Source organism: Roseomonas elaeocarpi (assembly GCF_042433915.1).
Lineage (GTDB): Bacteria > Pseudomonadota > Alphaproteobacteria > Acetobacterales > Acetobacteraceae > Roseomonas > Roseomonas elaeocarpi.
Genome location: NZ_JBHLUN010000005.1, coordinates 545,571 through 558,757 on the forward strand (window position 1 = coordinate 545,571; position 13,187 = coordinate 558,757).

The window sequence follows — 13,187 nt, forward strand, 5'->3', positions numbered from 1 at the left end:
GCACAATGCCGGGCGGCGTGGAAGGGCCAGGCCGTGCGGAGGGGGCTCTCGTTCAGCCGGGACGCGGACCAGCCGCGTCTCCGGGCTCCGCAACCTGGCCGCGGAGGCGGTGCCAGGCGGCGAGAAGGGCGTCGTAGGGCAGGGCGGGCGCTTCCCGCAGACGCCAGCGCCATTCCGGGAAGCCGGCGCCGGTCCGGGGCGAGGGGCCGGCGCGCGCCGCGACGCCGAGCAGCCGCAACACCGTGACGCAGCGAGGGAGGTGATAGCCGGACGACACCGCGTAGATAGGCCCCGCCCAGCGGCGCAGCAGCCGTGCCACCGCGCGCGCCGAGGAGAGGGTGTCCGTGCCGGTCGGCTCTTCCAGGATGGCGTCGCGCCCGACGCCGTGGCCCGCCAGGAGCTCGGCCATGACGCTGGCCTCCGTCGGCCCATGCCGCCCTCGTGCCCCGGTCGGCACGAAGAGCGGGGGTGGCGCGAGTCGCTTTCCGAACTGCGCCGCCGCCTCAACCCGGCGGCGCAGCGTCTGGCTGGGCGATCCGTCCGGCCGCACCGCTGCGCCGAAGATGACGATGGCGGCGCGGGAGCGCGGGCTCGGCCGGCGCCTGGTCAGTGCTCGTGCCCGCCGGCCTTGATCAGCAGGTCCTTCACGCGATCGGCCGAGGACGGGGTGACCTCGACATGCAGCATCGCCTCGCCACCATCGGTGTCCAGCTGGGCGCGGCTGTCCTCGACCTCGCCGGCGCGGACTGCCTGCTCCATCGCCAGCTTGGCGGTTTCGCGATCGGGAAAGCCGAAGCTCAGCCGCAGGCCATCCGGCAGCGGCTCCTGGTTATGGTGGGTCAGCATCTCGCTGGGCGGCGCCGCGCGCGCGCCGGCGGTGTCGTTGGTTCCCACCGGGTCGCTGGCGGGAAAGGTGTCCATGACCGACTTTTCGACATGCTGGTCCGGCGTCTTGACCTTCGGCGCCAGGAGGTTCTGGTCGGTGGTGTCGTCTGCGGGCATTGCCTTGCTCCTCCAACGTTGTCTCGTGACGGGTGCCGGATCGCTCCAACCCTGTCGCTCATAGGAGCAACGACGCTGACGGCCAGAGGTTCAGCCTCGCCGTGCAGTCACGTGCCGGTGGTGGACAGCGCGCGCCCAGGCGTTATGGAATGCGCCGCCCCCTTTCAGAGGCCGCCCGTCCCGGAATCCATGCCGGCGCAGGAAGCGCGCCCGGCGGTGGGCGGGAAGAGCGCGGGCGGCGTGACGGCGTCGGGCCGGTGGTCCGGCGGAGCGGGGGTGGTTCCTTTGATCATACTGGTGAAATCGGGTGGCGAGGAAAGCCTGCCCGGCTGGCGCGAGGACTTCCGCGCCGTGGACCCGCGCCTCGACGTCCGCTGGTGGGACGACCCCACCGTGGCGGCGGAGGATGTCCACTACGTCCTGGTCTGGGACCCGGAGCACGGGCGGCTGAAGAACTACCCCAACCTTCGCGTGATCTTCTCTTCCGCGGCCGGGGTGGACAACATCGTGGGCGACCCCGAATGGCCCGCCCACCTGCCGCTGGTCCGCATGGGCGGCACCGAGACCGCGCGGCGCATGGCCGAGTTCGTGAGCTGGTGCTGCCTGTCCCTCCTGCGCGGCGCGCGCCGGATGGCGCTGGGACAGGAACAGGCGCACTGGGACCACTTCCAGACGTCCAGTACCGCCCCGGAACGTCGGGTCGGCATCATGGGCATGGGCAATCTCGGCGCCGCCACGGCCCGGATGCTGGGCGCCATCGGCTTTCCGGTTTCGGGCTGGTCGCGGTCGCGCAAGGAGGTCCCGGGCGTGCGCTCCTTCGCGGGCGCGGAGGAGATGGATGCCTTCCTGCAGGAAACCGACATCCTGGTGTGCCTGCTTCCTTCCACGCCCGAGACCGTGGGCATCATCAACCGAGACCTGCTCAACCGGATGCCGCGCGGCGCCCAGGTCGTGAATGTCGGGCGCGGCAGCCACCTGGTGATGGACGACCTGCTGGCGGCGCTCGACGACGGGCAGATCGACAGCGCCGTGCTGGACGTCTTCGAGCGCGAGCCTCTGCCGGACAACCATCCGCTGTGGCGCCACCCCAAGATCACGGTCACGCCGCACCTGGCCTCGCTGGCCAGCCGGCGGGAACGCGTGCGCTACGTCGCCGAGGCGATCGCGTCGCACGAAGGCGGCGGCACGTTGCCTAACCTGTTCGACGCCAAGCGAGGCTACTGAGATCCATGGCGCTTCCCACCCCACCCGTCAAACCCGATCCGAACCACCAGTCCACCGAGCGTGAGCTGCGCGAAGACCTGGCCGCGGCCTATCGCCTCATCGCGCTGCACGGCATGACCGACACGGTCTACACCCACCTTTCGGTGCGCGTTCCGGGGCCCGGCGGCAGCCACCTCTTCCTGGTGAACCCTTACGGCCTGCTGTTCGAGGAGATCACGGCCTCCTCGCTCGTGCTGGTGGATGCGGCGGGTGAGCCTGCGCAGCCTACCGCCTGGCCGGTAAACCCGGCCGGCTTCGTGATCCACTCGGCGCTGCACCTGGGCAACCCGCGGGCACAGTGCGTGATGCACACGCACACGCTGGCTGGCATGACCGTGGCGGCGCTGGAGGGCGGCCTGCTGCCGGTCAACCAGATCAGCACCGAGTTCCACGGCCGGGTCGCCACCCACGACTACGAGGGCGTGGCCGACGACGACAACCTCAGCGAGCGCGAGCGGCTGGTGCGCGACATGGGTGACCGGCCCTGCATGATCCTGCGCAACCACGGGCTGCTCACCGCCGGCCGCACCGTCGCCGAGGCCTTTTACTGGATGTACTACCTGGAGCAGGCCTGCCGCATCCAGGTGGCGGCGCTGAGCACCGGCGCCACCCTGTCGCTGCCGCCACCCGAGGTGGTGGAGCGCGCCCGGGCCCAGTCTCCCGACAGCCCGACCCAGGGCTGGCTGCTGTGGCAGGCCATGCGCCGCAAGCTCGACCGTGAACAGCCGGACTATCGGGACTGAAGCGCCTGCCGGGAGGGCAGGGTCGTGCCCGCCCGGCGGCGCATTGCCGAACGGCAGCGTGTTCTTTTCTGCGGAACCTGTCTGCCGGTTAATTCCGCGCCCGGTCACAACGCAAAAAGCGTTTGATCCTCGATCATACCAAACGATTATCCGTGCTGCGTGACAGCCTTTTTCCCATGCCCCAGAACAGCGAAAGTTTCGGGGCCGATGCTTTTCTGGCGATCCGGGCACACAAGGCTCGCGCCCACCTTCCGGAGGAATATGGATGATAATCCATTAATTCCAAATTCGCAATGACAAGGCTATTACTCTATATGCTACATGAATTGATGTATAAGACCTAAGTCTTTGTGGCGGCGGCGAAATCTGGTATCCACCATTTCCGCCCGGTGCTCGACCCGTCCAATTTCCGCTCAGACACTGACGGTTACATGCGCCGCGGAATTGGCGCGGAAGTGTAAAGACTTTTTTGGGTCGGAGCTATTACGATCCAGCACGGCAAGGCTGCATGACTTGCCTTTGCCAGAACCTGCAAGGTTGGGCAGTTGCTTCCGCAACTCGCGAGGTGCCGCCATGGACATAACGGATTTTCCGCTCTTATCGCTGATGACTTTTCTGCCGCTGATCGGTGCGGCAGGTATTTTCTTTCTGCGCGGAGAAGGAGAGCAGCTCCGATCCAAGATCCGGGTGATGGCACTCTCCACGAGCCTCGTGGTCCTGGCCCTGTCCTCGATCCTCTGGTTCGGCTTCGACAAGTCGCTCGGGGGCTACCAGTTCGAGGAACACACCCGCTGGATGCCGCAGATCGGCCTGACCTACCACATGGGCGTGGACGGTATCTCGGTGCTGTTCGTGGTGCTGACGGCCTTCCTGACGCCGGTGTGCATCCTGGCCTCGTGGAACTCCGTCCAGAGCCGCCTGCGCGAGTACATGATCGCCTTCCTGCTGCTGGAGATGATCATGATCGGCGTCTTCGCGGCGCTGGACCTCATGCTGTTCTACGTGTTCTTCGAGGCGGCGCTGATCCCGGCCTTCCTGATCATCGGGATCTGGGGCGGGCAGCGTCGGGTCCAGGCGGCCTTCAAGCTGTTCCTTTACACGCTGGCCGGCGCGGTGCTGATGCTGCTGGCGGTTCTGGCGCTGTGGCTCGAAGCCGGCACCACCGACCTGCCGGCGCTGCAGCAGCTGCAGCTGCCCCATGCGACGCAGATCTGGATGTTCCTGGCCTTCTTCGCCGCCTTCGCCGTGAAGATGCCGATGTGGCCCATCCACACCTGGCAGCCTGACGCCTATGCCGAGGCGCCCACCGCCGGCTCCATCATGCTGGGCGGCGTCATGGTCAACATGGGCTCCTACGGCTTCCTGCGCTTCACCATCCCGCTGCTGCCCGACGCGACGCAGACCTTCACGCCCTACGTGCTCACCCTGGCCGTGATCGCGGTGGTGTATACGAGCCTGATCGCCCTGACCCAGCAGGACATGAAGAAGGTCGTCGCCTATTCCTCGATCGCCCATATGGGCATCGCGACCATCGGCATCTTCTCCAACAACCTCCAGGGCGTGTCGGGCGCGCTGCTGCAGATGCTGGCGCACGGCATCGTTTCGGGCGCCACCTTCCTGTGCATCGGCGTGCTGCAGGACCGGATGAACACCCGCCAGATCGGCGACTTCGGCGGCCTGGCCAAGGTGATGCCGGCCTTCTCCGTGGTGGCCATGATCTTCACCATGGCGACCATGGCCCTTCCGGGCACCGCCTCCTTCCCGGGTGAGTTCCTGGTGATCGTGGGCGCCTGGAAGCTGAGCCCCTGGGTGGCCCTGGGCGCGGCGAGCAGCATGGTGCTCGGTGCCGCCTACATGCTGCGCCTGTACCGCCTGGTGGTGTTCAGCCGCATCACGCGTGACGAGGTGAGGGGCCTGCTGGACCTTTCGGTCCGCGAGCGCCTGATGTTCGTGCCGCTCGTACTGGTGACGATCTGGATGGGCCTGCACCCGGCCTCGTTCCTGCAGTTCTTCCAGGCCAGCATCCCGGGCATCCTGCAGCCCTGAGGCCCTGGTCGGGCCCCCGCCGCCCGTCCATGGGCGGGGGCCCGGCTCTCAACTCCCGCACGGCCGGGACGTTGAAGGGGAGACTCCAGGAGCCTCCCCCCGAATGTCCGACAACAAATTCTCAGCCACGCGCCGCGGGCTGATCCGAGTGTCCGGCCTCTCGGCCGCAGGGCTGGCCCTGGGCGCCGCCGGTGCGCCGAACTACCCCGAGCCTTCCACCATGGATACCGGCACGGTTCAGAACGGCCGTGTCACCTTTCCCAACTGGCGCAGCGAAACGGAGCCGCGCACGCCGCCGCCGCCGGCACCCTGGCCCCCGGCCGAGCGCGTCGGCTACGCCGTGGTTGCCCTGGGCCGCCTCAGCCTTGAGGAAATCCTTCCGGCCTTCGGGGAATGCAAGCGCTCCACGCTGCGCGCCCTGGTGACGGGCGATGCCGCCAAGGGCAGCGCCGTGGCGCGCCAGTACGGCGTTCCCGACACCGCCATCTTCTCCTACGCCGAGTTCGAGAAGCTGCGCGACATGCCCGAGGTCCAGGCGGTCTACATCGTGCTGCCCAACGGCATTCATCGCGAATACACGCTGCGCGCCGCGGCCATGGGCAAGCACGTGCTGTGCGAGAAGCCGATGGCCGACAACCCGGCCGAGGCGCAGGAGATGGTGGACGCCTGCGAGAAGGCCGACGTCCGGCTGATGGTTGCCTATCGCTGCCAGTACGAGCCCTACAACCGCGCCGCCATCGATATCGTCCGTTCCGGCGAGTTGGGCAAGCTGCGCTTCATCCAGGCCACCAACGTCCAGGCCAACGGCCCCGGGCCGCAGTGGCGCTACAGCAAGCGGCTCGCGGGTGGCGGGGCGCTGTACGACATCGGCCTCTACTGCCTGAACGCCGCGCGCTACATCACCGGCGAAGAACCCACCGAGATCAGCGCCCGCGCCTATAGCCCCTCCGGCGACGAGCGCTGGAAGGAGGTCGAGGAAAGCATGAGCTTCGACCTGCGCTTCCCCTCTGGCGTGATGGCGAGCTGCCTTTCCTCCTACGGCGCCTTCAACAACAAGACGCTGGTGCTGCACTTGGAGGGCGGCACCGTGGAGATGCCCGACGCCTTCTCCTACGTGGGGCAGCGCATGACCGTGTCGCGCAAGGCGGGCAACGTCGTGGGCCAGGAAGAACGCAAGATCGAGCACAAGAACCAGTTCGCCACGGAGATCGACCACTTCTCCACCTGCGTCGCCACGAAGCGGCAGCCGCACACGCCGGGCGAGGAGGGGCTGCAGGACATGCGCCTGATGGAAAAGGTCTATCGTGCCGCGGGCGACAACCGCCCGGTCGCGGTGGAAAGCCGCCCCGCCAGCACCCGCGGACCGGACCCGGAGGAGGGCTGAGCGCCCTCTCTCCTACGAACGACGGGTCAGCGGAGCCGGGGAGCAGTACGGGCCTCGGCTGCCAGCCGCCGGAGGCACCCTCCGGCGGCCTTCCTCAGTGGCTGGCCATGGCGCGGGAAAAGCGCATCGCCAGGGCTCCGTAGAAGGGGCGGCGGCAGACCAGCTTGGACACGCCGGTGGCCAGGAAGGCCGTGGCCATCAGCGGGATCAGCAGCGACTGGTTGCTGGTCATTTCCATCACGATCACCGCCGCGGTGATCGGCGCCTGCACGACGCCGGAGAAGTAGGCGACCATGCCCAGCAGCACGACGGCCCCGGCCGGCGCGCTCGGCAGAAGCCCCGAGATCGCCCCACCGAGCGCCGCGCCCACGGACAAGGATGGCGCGAAGATGCCGCCCGGGATGCCGCTGCAATACGACACTACGGTCGCGAGGAACTTCGACACGACGTAGGAGGGCGGCATCTGGTGCTCGCCGGCGACGAGCCCGGCGGCCTGGGCGTAGCCGGTGCCGTAAGTCGCGCCGCCGCTCAAGAGGCCGATCACCGCCACGGCCAGGCCGCACGAGGCCGCGAAGATCACCGGACGTCGTGCCACGAAGCGCCCGAAGGCGCCGGGCAACCCTGCCGAGGCCCGGATCAGCGCCCAGCTGAAGCCCCCGCCCGCCAACCCGCCGACCACTGCGCAGACCAGCACCGCCACCCAGCCCAGCCCGATCGGCAGTTCCACCGAGGTGACGCCGAAGTAGGCGTAGTTGCCGACCAGGGCGAGGCTGACCACGCCACCGATCACCACCGCCGTCAGAACCGTGCCGCTGGTGCGCGACTCGTAGGAATGGCTCAGCTCCTCGATGGCGAAGACGATCCCGGCCAGCGGCGTGTTGAAGGCGGCCGCGACGCCCGCGGCACCACCGGCCAGGATCATGGCCCGCTGCGCCTCGATCCGGGGCAGGCGCAGCCGCTGCCCGATCGCCTGCATGATCGAGGCGCCGACCTGCACCGTCGGGCCCTCGCGGCCGATGGAAGCCCCGCCGCACAGGCCGAGCAGCGTCAGCAGCACCTTGCCCAGCGCGATCCGCGCCGAGAGCACCCGCGAGATCATCGCCGGATCGTCCATGTGCAGCGTGGCGATCACCTGGGGGATTCCACTGCCCTGGGCGCCCGGGAACACGCGGCGCGTCAGCCAGGCTGCGGCACCGAAGCAAAGGGGCGACACGACGAGGGCCGCCCAGGGCCAGCGCCCGGTGATGGAAAGAAACAACCCGCCGGCGTGATCGGCCAGCTTCGCGAACAGGATCGCCACCAACCCGACCAGCACCGCGCCGAGCCAGAGCGCCATCCGCCGCCACCACTGACGCGGTGAGACCAGCGGCATACGCTGCAACCGGCGCATGCGCCTGCGCTTCGGCACCGTTGCGGCAGTGGCCTCCATGACGTGGTTCCCCGGGCTGTCGGCGTTCTTCTTACCGTCACAAACCGACGGGCGCAGCGCCGCGCGTGCAGTTTGCGGCACCGGCCTGCCATGCGCCGGCGCCGGCATCCGGAGCGCAGGCAAAGAAAAAGGGCGGCGGGAAGACCCGTCGCCCTGTTCCGTCCAATCCTTGGAGAAGCCTCACACCACGGCGAGGCGACGCTCCACGATCTGGTTCTTCATCGACTTCTGCAGCTTCTCGAAGGCGCGAACCTCGATCTGCCGCACCCGCTCGCGCGAGATGTTGTACTGCTGCGACAGCTCCTCCAGCGTCGTCGGCTCATCCTTGAGGCGACGCTCGATCAGGATGTGCCGCTCGCGCTCGTTGAGCGAGCGAAGCGCGGTGTTCAGCAGGTCGCGGCGGTTGGACATGTCCTCCCGGTCCGCGAGCTCGCTTTCCTGCGACTCGCCCTCATCCACCAGCCAGTCCTGCCACTCGCCCTCGCTATCGGCGCGGACGGGGGCGTTCAGGCTGTGATCGGGCGAGGCGAGGCGGCGGTTCATCGACACCACGTCCTGCTCCGGCACCTGGAGCACGCGCGCGATCTTCTCCACCTGCTCACCCTGCAGGTCGCCTTCCTCCAGCGCCGACATCTGGGCCTTCAGCCGGCGCAGGTTGAAGAACAGCTTCTTCTGCGCGGCGGTGGTGCCCATCTTCACCAGCGACCAAGAGTGCAGGATGTACTCTTGGATCGCGGCGCGGATCCACCACATGGCATAGGTGGCCAGACGGAAGCCACGGTCCGGGTCGAAGCGCTTCACCGCCTGCATCATGCCGACGTTGCCCTCCGAGATCAGCTCACCGACCGGCAGGCCGTAGCCGCGGTAGCCCATGGCGATCTTGGCCACGAGACGCAGGTGCGAGGTGACGAGCTTGTGGGCCGCGTTGTCGTCGGCGGAGTCCTTCCAGCGCTTGGCGAGGTTGTATTCCTCCTCGGGCGCCAGCATCGGGAACTTGCGGATTTCCTGAAGGTAGCGCGACAGGTTGCCTTCAGGGGCGATCGGAATAATGGAACTGGAAGCCATGGTCGTTAACTGCCTCCTCGCTGGCTCGGAGACCCCCGTGACGGCGGATCTGAGTCAGGGCTTTTCCTGATTCCCGTTCGAAGCTCGGGCCCGGCGTCTCGCGGTTGCTCCGGTCACGTCGGAGCGGTTCGATGCGATAACGCCTGCAAGCGGCACCCGGCTGCGGGATTGGCTGTTCTTTTATACCGTACCTGCGAAGTACGCAAGGAAAACCCGACTGTCACAGTCGGGAAACGTTACATGGCATCGAGCAACATCAACAACTTGGCCATGTCTGGCGGTAGCTCCGAGCGGAAGCTCAGCGTTTCGCCGGTGCGCGGGTGCCGGAAGCTCAGGGTCGCCGCGTGCAGCGCCTGCCGCGGAAAAGCCAGCAGGGCCTCGCGCACCTCCGCGCTCAGCGTCCGTGCCCCGGCCGGCGTCCGGCGCAGGTAGACCGGGTCGCCCACCACCGGGTGCCCGTTGTGCGACAGGTGGACGCGGATCTGGTGCGTCCGCCCGGTCGCCAGCTTGCAGCGCAGCAGCGAGCAGGCCGTTCCCCAGCTCCGCTCCGTGGCGTAGCGCGTCAGCGCCGTCTTGCCGTTGCGCGTCACCACCGCCATGCGCTTGCGGTCCATCGGGTGCCGCCCGATGTCGCCCTCGATCTCGCCCGCGGTGGGGGAGGGCGTTCCCCAGACCAGCGCCAGGTACTGCCGGTCGAGGTCACGGGTCGCGAAAGCCTCCGACAGGGCGTGGTGCGCCGCCTCGGACTTCGCCACCACCATGACCCCGCTGGTGTCCTTGTCGAGGCGGTGGACGATGCCTGGGCGACGCTCGCCGCCGATGCCGGTCAGTTCCTCACCCGCATGGGCCAGCAGGGCGTTGACCAGCGTGCCGTCCTCGTTGCCCGGCGCCGGGTGCACCACCAGCCCGGCCGGCTTGTCCAGCACGATCAGGTCGCGGTCCTCGAACAGGATGGTCAGCGGGATGTCCTGCGCCATCGGCGTGGCCGGCGCCGGCGGCGGCACCTCCAGCGCGTAGCACAGCCCCGCGCGCACCAACTCCGACGGATCGCGCGTCACCGCGCCGTTGCGGCTGGCATGGCCCGCCTCGATCAGCGCCTTGACACGCGAGCGCGAGAGTGTGCCTGACGCCTCCGCCAGCACGCGGTCGAGCCGGGTGCCGGCCTGCGCCTCCGCGGCGGTGAAGTTCAGGGAAGAGTCGGGGGTCGGATTGCGCGCGCTCAAGGTGCTCGTCGTTGTTATGGGTGTGCTGATCGTGGTGGCCACCGTCGGCCTGGTGGCGGTGCTGGTTCAGCGCATCTCCGCCGCCGGGGGCAATACCACGATGTCGCGTATCGAGGGATCGCTGCAACAGCCGGAGGGCACGCGCGTGCTGGGCATCGCCGGCGCGGGCGACCGCCTCAGCGTCTGGGTGTCACGATCGGATGGGGACCACATCCTGCTGGTGGATCCCCGCAGCGGCCGCACGCTCGGCGACCTACGCGTCACCCCGTGAGCCGCCGGCCGTCTGAAAAGCCCGCCAAGACCTGCGTGACCTGCGGTCGGCCGTTCACCTGGCGGAAAAAGTGGGCGGCCAACTGGGAAGCCGTCCGCCATTGCTCCGACGCCTGCCGCAGCGGTCGTTACGCCCGTGCGAAAAAAGAAAAAGAAAGCAGTGGGGTGGCTTGATCACCCGGGAAACCTCCCGTAGAAGCCGCTTCACCGATGGCCACGTCCCCTTCGTCTAGAGGCCTAGGACACCGCCCTCTCACGGCGGTAACAGGGGTTCGAATCCCCTAGGGGACGCCATTCCTGCAGGTTGCTGCGGGTTTGAGCTCCACCAAGCCGAACCACACCATGATCAGCCCTGCACCGGTGGCAAGCTGCCTGTACCCGCCCGGGTGCGCGCTTTGGTGGCAGGTGTTCCCGATCACCTTCGTGATGGCCGCTGGCTGGCCTGAACGGCTGTTCGGGACGGCACGGAAGCTCCCGCCGCGGCGGTCCTGTCCCCGGCGCTTGTGGGTCCTTCCGCCGCTTTGTAGCTTGCGTGGAGAACATTGCAGCTGCTGTCGGGAACGGGGAGCCGCAGAAGCCATGAGCGGCCACCTCATCCACAACGAGAAAACCAAGCTTACCGGGACCTGGCTCAACACCCTGGCTGGCGGCAGCATCCTGGTCGGCGTGATCACCCCCACGGCGGCGGTGATCTACGGAACCGTCCGTCCCGGCGTCGGCATGAGCGTCGCCGCTCTCGCAAGTTTGGTGTTTATCGTGTTCGGAATCGGCCTACATCTGCTGGCACGAGCGGTGCTGGAGGGGTTGAAGGAATGAGCACGCCTGAACTGTTCACGTTCCTGGTCGGTCCGGTTGGTCTGCTGGCGGCTGCACTGACGGGCTATCTCGTCACCCGGCGCTCCCACTAGCTCCCGGCGCGGCCTGGACTGGCAGACGAGAACCGGTACGCCGGTCGAAGCACGGAATTCCAGGTCGGACACCGGCCCGCGCCATCCAGCCATCACACGGCACAATCGCCGACGGGCACCGGTTCCCACTCCGGGACGCTGGAGCGGCGGCACGGCTCGGGCCAGGTCAGGGCGCCGGACGCAGCCCGAGGGCGGTCCAGCCCTGTTCCATGATCTTCCGCACGGCTTCGGCCTTGAGCTCCATCTCCCGACGCGCCTGACCGAGCCGGAAGGCGAAATCGGCATCGCCGTGGTCATGGGCCACGCCCTGCATGACCTGGCAGAGAAGCGCTCTCTCGTTGATCATGCGCGCCGCAGTTTCCAGGGTTCGGTCGACCTGCTGCATCTGGGCCTGGTCCAGTTCCGCGGCGGAAAAGCCGTGTCCCATGTGGCAGATGAAGTTGTTCTTGGGACTCCTGCCCTCGGGGCCGTCGTCGGCGCGCATCGCCCCGCCGCAATGAGGGCAGACCAAGCCGAAGGCCGAGTCGTTCGGGCGTTCGCGATACATTGTGGCCAATCCAAACAATCTGGGTCGCCAGACAGAATGTAGGCGGTTCCGAGGGGAAAGCTACAGAGGGCCGGCCGGAAGACATGCCCCTGGACTTGGAAGCGCACCGAGTTGCGCCCCGTGCGGCCTGCAATGCTCCCGGCGACCCGTCGCTTCCGCCAAGCGGGTGAGCGGCGCCGGCAACAGTGATCATCCGGGCCCTTCCGGCACGTGTCGCAGGGGCGCAGCTTCTTCCCGGCCGGTGAGCGCTGCCAGGTGGCAGCGGCCGGCCTCGACCGGAGATGATCTTGGACCGACGACGTTTGCTGCTGGGCCTGCTCACCGCACTGGGTGCCGCACCGGTGCTGATTGGGGCGGGTGAAGCCGAGGCCCAACCCTTCGACCGCGGCCCGCCGCCTCCGCCGCGTCGTCGGCCGCCCCCGCCGCCACGCCGCCCACCGCCGCGTCGCCGCCGGCGCTACCGCCGGCCGCCCCCGCACCGCTGAACCCGGACGATTATTCGCTGGTGGCCGCCGACCGTGCCGTGCGTGGCGGCCACCCGACGAGGCGTCTCACGCTGCCGGGCACATGGCCTGCCGGTGGCCGTTGCGGCCTCGCGACATCCCCTCAGAACCGCGTGAGTCCCGGCCTTCGACCCTATCATTGCAGTGCAGCATGGGACCAAACAGCCTCTCCGCCGATCAGGAGAGACCATGAGAAAGCCCTTCCTCCTCGCCACGCTGTTGACGCTCGCGGGATGCGGCTACTCGGACTCACGCATGGCGCACCAGGCGCAGATCAACATGGAGGGGATGACGGCCGTTGACCTCCAGAGCTGTGCGGGCGTTCCCGACAAGACCAAGAAGATCGACGACCACACCGAGATCTTCACCTACAACCTGAAGAACGACAGCAGCGGCGGCGTCGAGGTCACGCTGCCGATCGTCGGTGGCGGCTACACCATCGGCGGCAGCGGCTCGCAGTGCGCGGCGAACTTCCGCATGGTCGACAACAAGGTGGCGGCGCTGTTCTACAGCGGCAACAACGATCGCACCGTGGGCGAGGACGGCATCTGCGCGCCGATCATCCGCGGCTGCATGCGCCGCCCGCAGTCGAGCATGATCCCGCTCGACGACGAGACGCGCGCCCTGTCTTCGGGCTTCCACCAACCGCCCGCACCGCCCCCGCCGCCGGTCACGGCCGCCCCGGTGCTCAGCGACACGACGGTGCGGATGCCAACCGTCGGTCGGTAACAACGCCACCGCCGGAGCGATGGGTGGTGCGCCTTGCCGGCATGATCCATCGCGCACGGCAGGCGTTGAAAGGCT

15 protein-coding genes and 1 tRNA gene are annotated in these 13,187 nt (G+C 68.2%); 9 read left to right on the forward strand and 7 right to left on the reverse strand.

Translation table 11 applies throughout. From position 1 onward, the window contains the following. Positions 1-52: 52 nt before the first annotated feature. Positions 53-610 (reverse strand): YdcF family protein, encoded by a 558-nt coding sequence (locus ACFFGY_RS08175; protein ID WP_377044036.1) that lies wholly within the window; start codon positions 608-610, stop codon positions 53-55. Next, entirely contained in the window at positions 607-1,002 is a 396-nt protein-coding gene (locus ACFFGY_RS08180; RefSeq protein WP_377043969.1) for a hypothetical protein, read from the reverse strand. Before ACFFGY_RS08180 ends, ACFFGY_RS08175 begins: the two co-directional genes overlap by 4 nt. A 276-nt stretch (positions 1,003-1,278) precedes the next feature. Here ACFFGY_RS08180 and ACFFGY_RS08185 point away from each other — a divergent pair, with 276 nt between their 5' ends. Both ACFFGY_RS08185 and ACFFGY_RS08190 read left to right on the forward strand, forming a co-directional pair. After that, positions 1,279-2,226 (forward strand): 2-hydroxyacid dehydrogenase, encoded by a 948-nt coding sequence (locus ACFFGY_RS08185; RefSeq protein ID WP_377043970.1) that lies wholly within the window; start codon positions 1,279-1,281, stop codon positions 2,224-2,226. A 5-nt stretch (positions 2,227-2,231) separates the two neighbouring features. Further along, positions 2,232-3,008: a class II aldolase/adducin family protein gene (locus tag ACFFGY_RS08190; protein ID WP_377043971.1), complete on the forward strand. Its 777-nt coding sequence runs from the start codon at positions 2,232-2,234 to the stop codon at positions 3,006-3,008. Positions 3,009-3,421: 413 nt separating this feature from the next. On the opposite strand, the gene ACFFGY_RS08195 is transcribed toward ACFFGY_RS08190, so the two are convergent. Beyond that, entirely contained in the window at positions 3,422-3,712 is a 291-nt protein-coding gene (locus ACFFGY_RS08195) for a hypothetical protein (RefSeq protein WP_377044040.1), read from the reverse strand. Between ACFFGY_RS08195 and ACFFGY_RS08200 the strand changes: the two genes are divergently transcribed. Both ACFFGY_RS08200 and ACFFGY_RS08205 read left to right on the forward strand, forming a co-directional pair. Continuing rightward, positions 3,615-5,054 carry an NADH-quinone oxidoreductase subunit M gene (locus ACFFGY_RS08200; RefSeq protein WP_377044037.1) on the forward strand — a complete coding sequence of 480 codons (1,440 nt, stop codon included), beginning with the start codon at positions 3,615-3,617 and terminating at the stop codon, positions 5,052-5,054. The genes ACFFGY_RS08195 and ACFFGY_RS08200 overlap by 98 nt on opposite strands. 103 nt (positions 5,055-5,157) lie before the next feature. Then, complete coding sequence (locus ACFFGY_RS08205; protein WP_377043972.1) at positions 5,158-6,438, forward strand: Gfo/Idh/MocA family protein; 1,281 nt, start codon at positions 5,158-5,160, stop codon at positions 6,436-6,438. Positions 6,439-6,532: 94 nt separating this feature from the next. Here ACFFGY_RS08205 and ACFFGY_RS08210 read toward each other — a convergent pair whose 3' ends face one another. The 3 genes from ACFFGY_RS08210 to ACFFGY_RS08220 all read right to left on the reverse strand — a co-directional run bounded on the left by ACFFGY_RS08210 (position 6,533) and on the right by ACFFGY_RS08220 (position 10,155). Further along, on the reverse strand, positions 6,533-7,867 hold the full coding sequence (locus ACFFGY_RS08210) for a chloride channel protein (RefSeq protein ID WP_377043973.1): 1,335 nt from the start codon (positions 7,865-7,867) through the stop codon (positions 6,533-6,535). A gap of 180 nt (positions 7,868-8,047) precedes the next feature. Further along, positions 8,048-8,932, reverse strand: coding sequence for an RNA polymerase sigma factor RpoH (rpoH, locus tag ACFFGY_RS08215; protein WP_377043974.1), 885 nt, complete (start codon positions 8,930-8,932; stop codon positions 8,048-8,050). 236 nt (positions 8,933-9,168) lie between these two features. Beyond that, positions 9,169-10,155 (reverse strand): RluA family pseudouridine synthase, encoded by a 987-nt coding sequence (locus ACFFGY_RS08220; RefSeq protein ID WP_377043975.1) that lies wholly within the window; start codon positions 10,153-10,155, stop codon positions 9,169-9,171. On the opposite strand from ACFFGY_RS08220, the gene ACFFGY_RS08225 reads away from it, so the two are divergent. The 4 genes from ACFFGY_RS08225 (at position 10,142) to ACFFGY_RS08240 (ending at position 11,241) form a co-directional block, all read left to right on the forward strand. Further along, positions 10,142-10,426, forward strand: coding sequence for a DUF6476 family protein (locus tag ACFFGY_RS08225; protein WP_377043976.1), 285 nt, complete (start codon positions 10,142-10,144; stop codon positions 10,424-10,426). The two genes, ACFFGY_RS08220 and ACFFGY_RS08225, sit on opposite strands and share 14 nt — an antisense overlap. Continuing rightward, on the forward strand, positions 10,423-10,599 hold the full coding sequence (locus ACFFGY_RS08230) for a DUF2256 domain-containing protein (RefSeq protein ID WP_377043977.1): 177 nt from the start codon (positions 10,423-10,425) through the stop codon (positions 10,597-10,599). Before ACFFGY_RS08225 ends, ACFFGY_RS08230 begins: the two co-directional genes overlap by 4 nt. A gap of 44 nt (positions 10,600-10,643) precedes the next feature. After that, a tRNA-Glu gene (locus tag ACFFGY_RS08235) sits at positions 10,644-10,719 on the forward strand. Positions 10,720-11,004: 285 nt separating this feature from the next. Further along, the gene (locus ACFFGY_RS08240; protein WP_377043978.1) at positions 11,005-11,241 is read left to right on the forward strand and encodes a hypothetical protein; all 237 of its coding nucleotides are present in this window, start codon (positions 11,005-11,007) and stop codon (positions 11,239-11,241) included. 258 nt (positions 11,242-11,499) lie between these two features. Here ACFFGY_RS08240 and ACFFGY_RS08245 read toward each other — a convergent pair whose 3' ends face one another. Next, entirely contained in the window at positions 11,500-11,817 is a 318-nt protein-coding gene (locus ACFFGY_RS08245) for a hypothetical protein (RefSeq protein ID WP_377043979.1), read from the reverse strand. 755 nt (positions 11,818-12,572) lie between these two features. Between ACFFGY_RS08245 and ACFFGY_RS08250 the strand changes: the two genes are divergently transcribed. Continuing rightward, entirely contained in the window at positions 12,573-13,112 is a 540-nt protein-coding gene (locus ACFFGY_RS08250; protein ID WP_377043980.1) for a hypothetical protein, read from the forward strand. Positions 13,113-13,187: the final 75 nt, after the last annotated feature.

Coding starts and splice junctions, on each gene's coding strand:
- ACFFGY_RS08205 (WP_377043972.1), top strand. CDS start 5,158: ATGTCCGACAACAAATTCTCAGCCACGCGCCGCGGGCTGATCCGAGTG.
- ACFFGY_RS08245 (WP_377043979.1), bottom strand. CDS start 11,817: ATGCGCGCCGACGACGGCCCCGAGGGCAGGAGTCCCAAGAACAACTTC.
- ACFFGY_RS08190 (WP_377043971.1), top strand. CDS start 2,232: ATGGCGCTTCCCACCCCACCCGTCAAACCCGATCCGAACCACCAGTCC.
- rpoH (WP_377043974.1), bottom strand. CDS start 8,932: ATGGCTTCCAGTTCCATTATTCCGATCGCCCCTGAAGGCAACCTGTCG.
- ACFFGY_RS08180 (WP_377043969.1), bottom strand. CDS start 1,002: ATGCCCGCAGACGACACCACCGACCAGAACCTCCTGGCGCCGAAGGTC.
- ACFFGY_RS08200 (WP_377044037.1), top strand. CDS start 3,615: ATGACTTTTCTGCCGCTGATCGGTGCGGCAGGTATTTTCTTTCTGCGC.
- ACFFGY_RS08210 (WP_377043973.1), bottom strand. CDS start 7,867: ATGGAGGCCACTGCCGCAACGGTGCCGAAGCGCAGGCGCATGCGCCGG.
- ACFFGY_RS08240 (WP_377043978.1), top strand. CDS start 11,005: ATGAGCGGCCACCTCATCCACAACGAGAAAACCAAGCTTACCGGGACC.
- ACFFGY_RS08250 (WP_377043980.1), top strand. CDS start 12,573: ATGAGAAAGCCCTTCCTCCTCGCCACGCTGTTGACGCTCGCGGGATGC.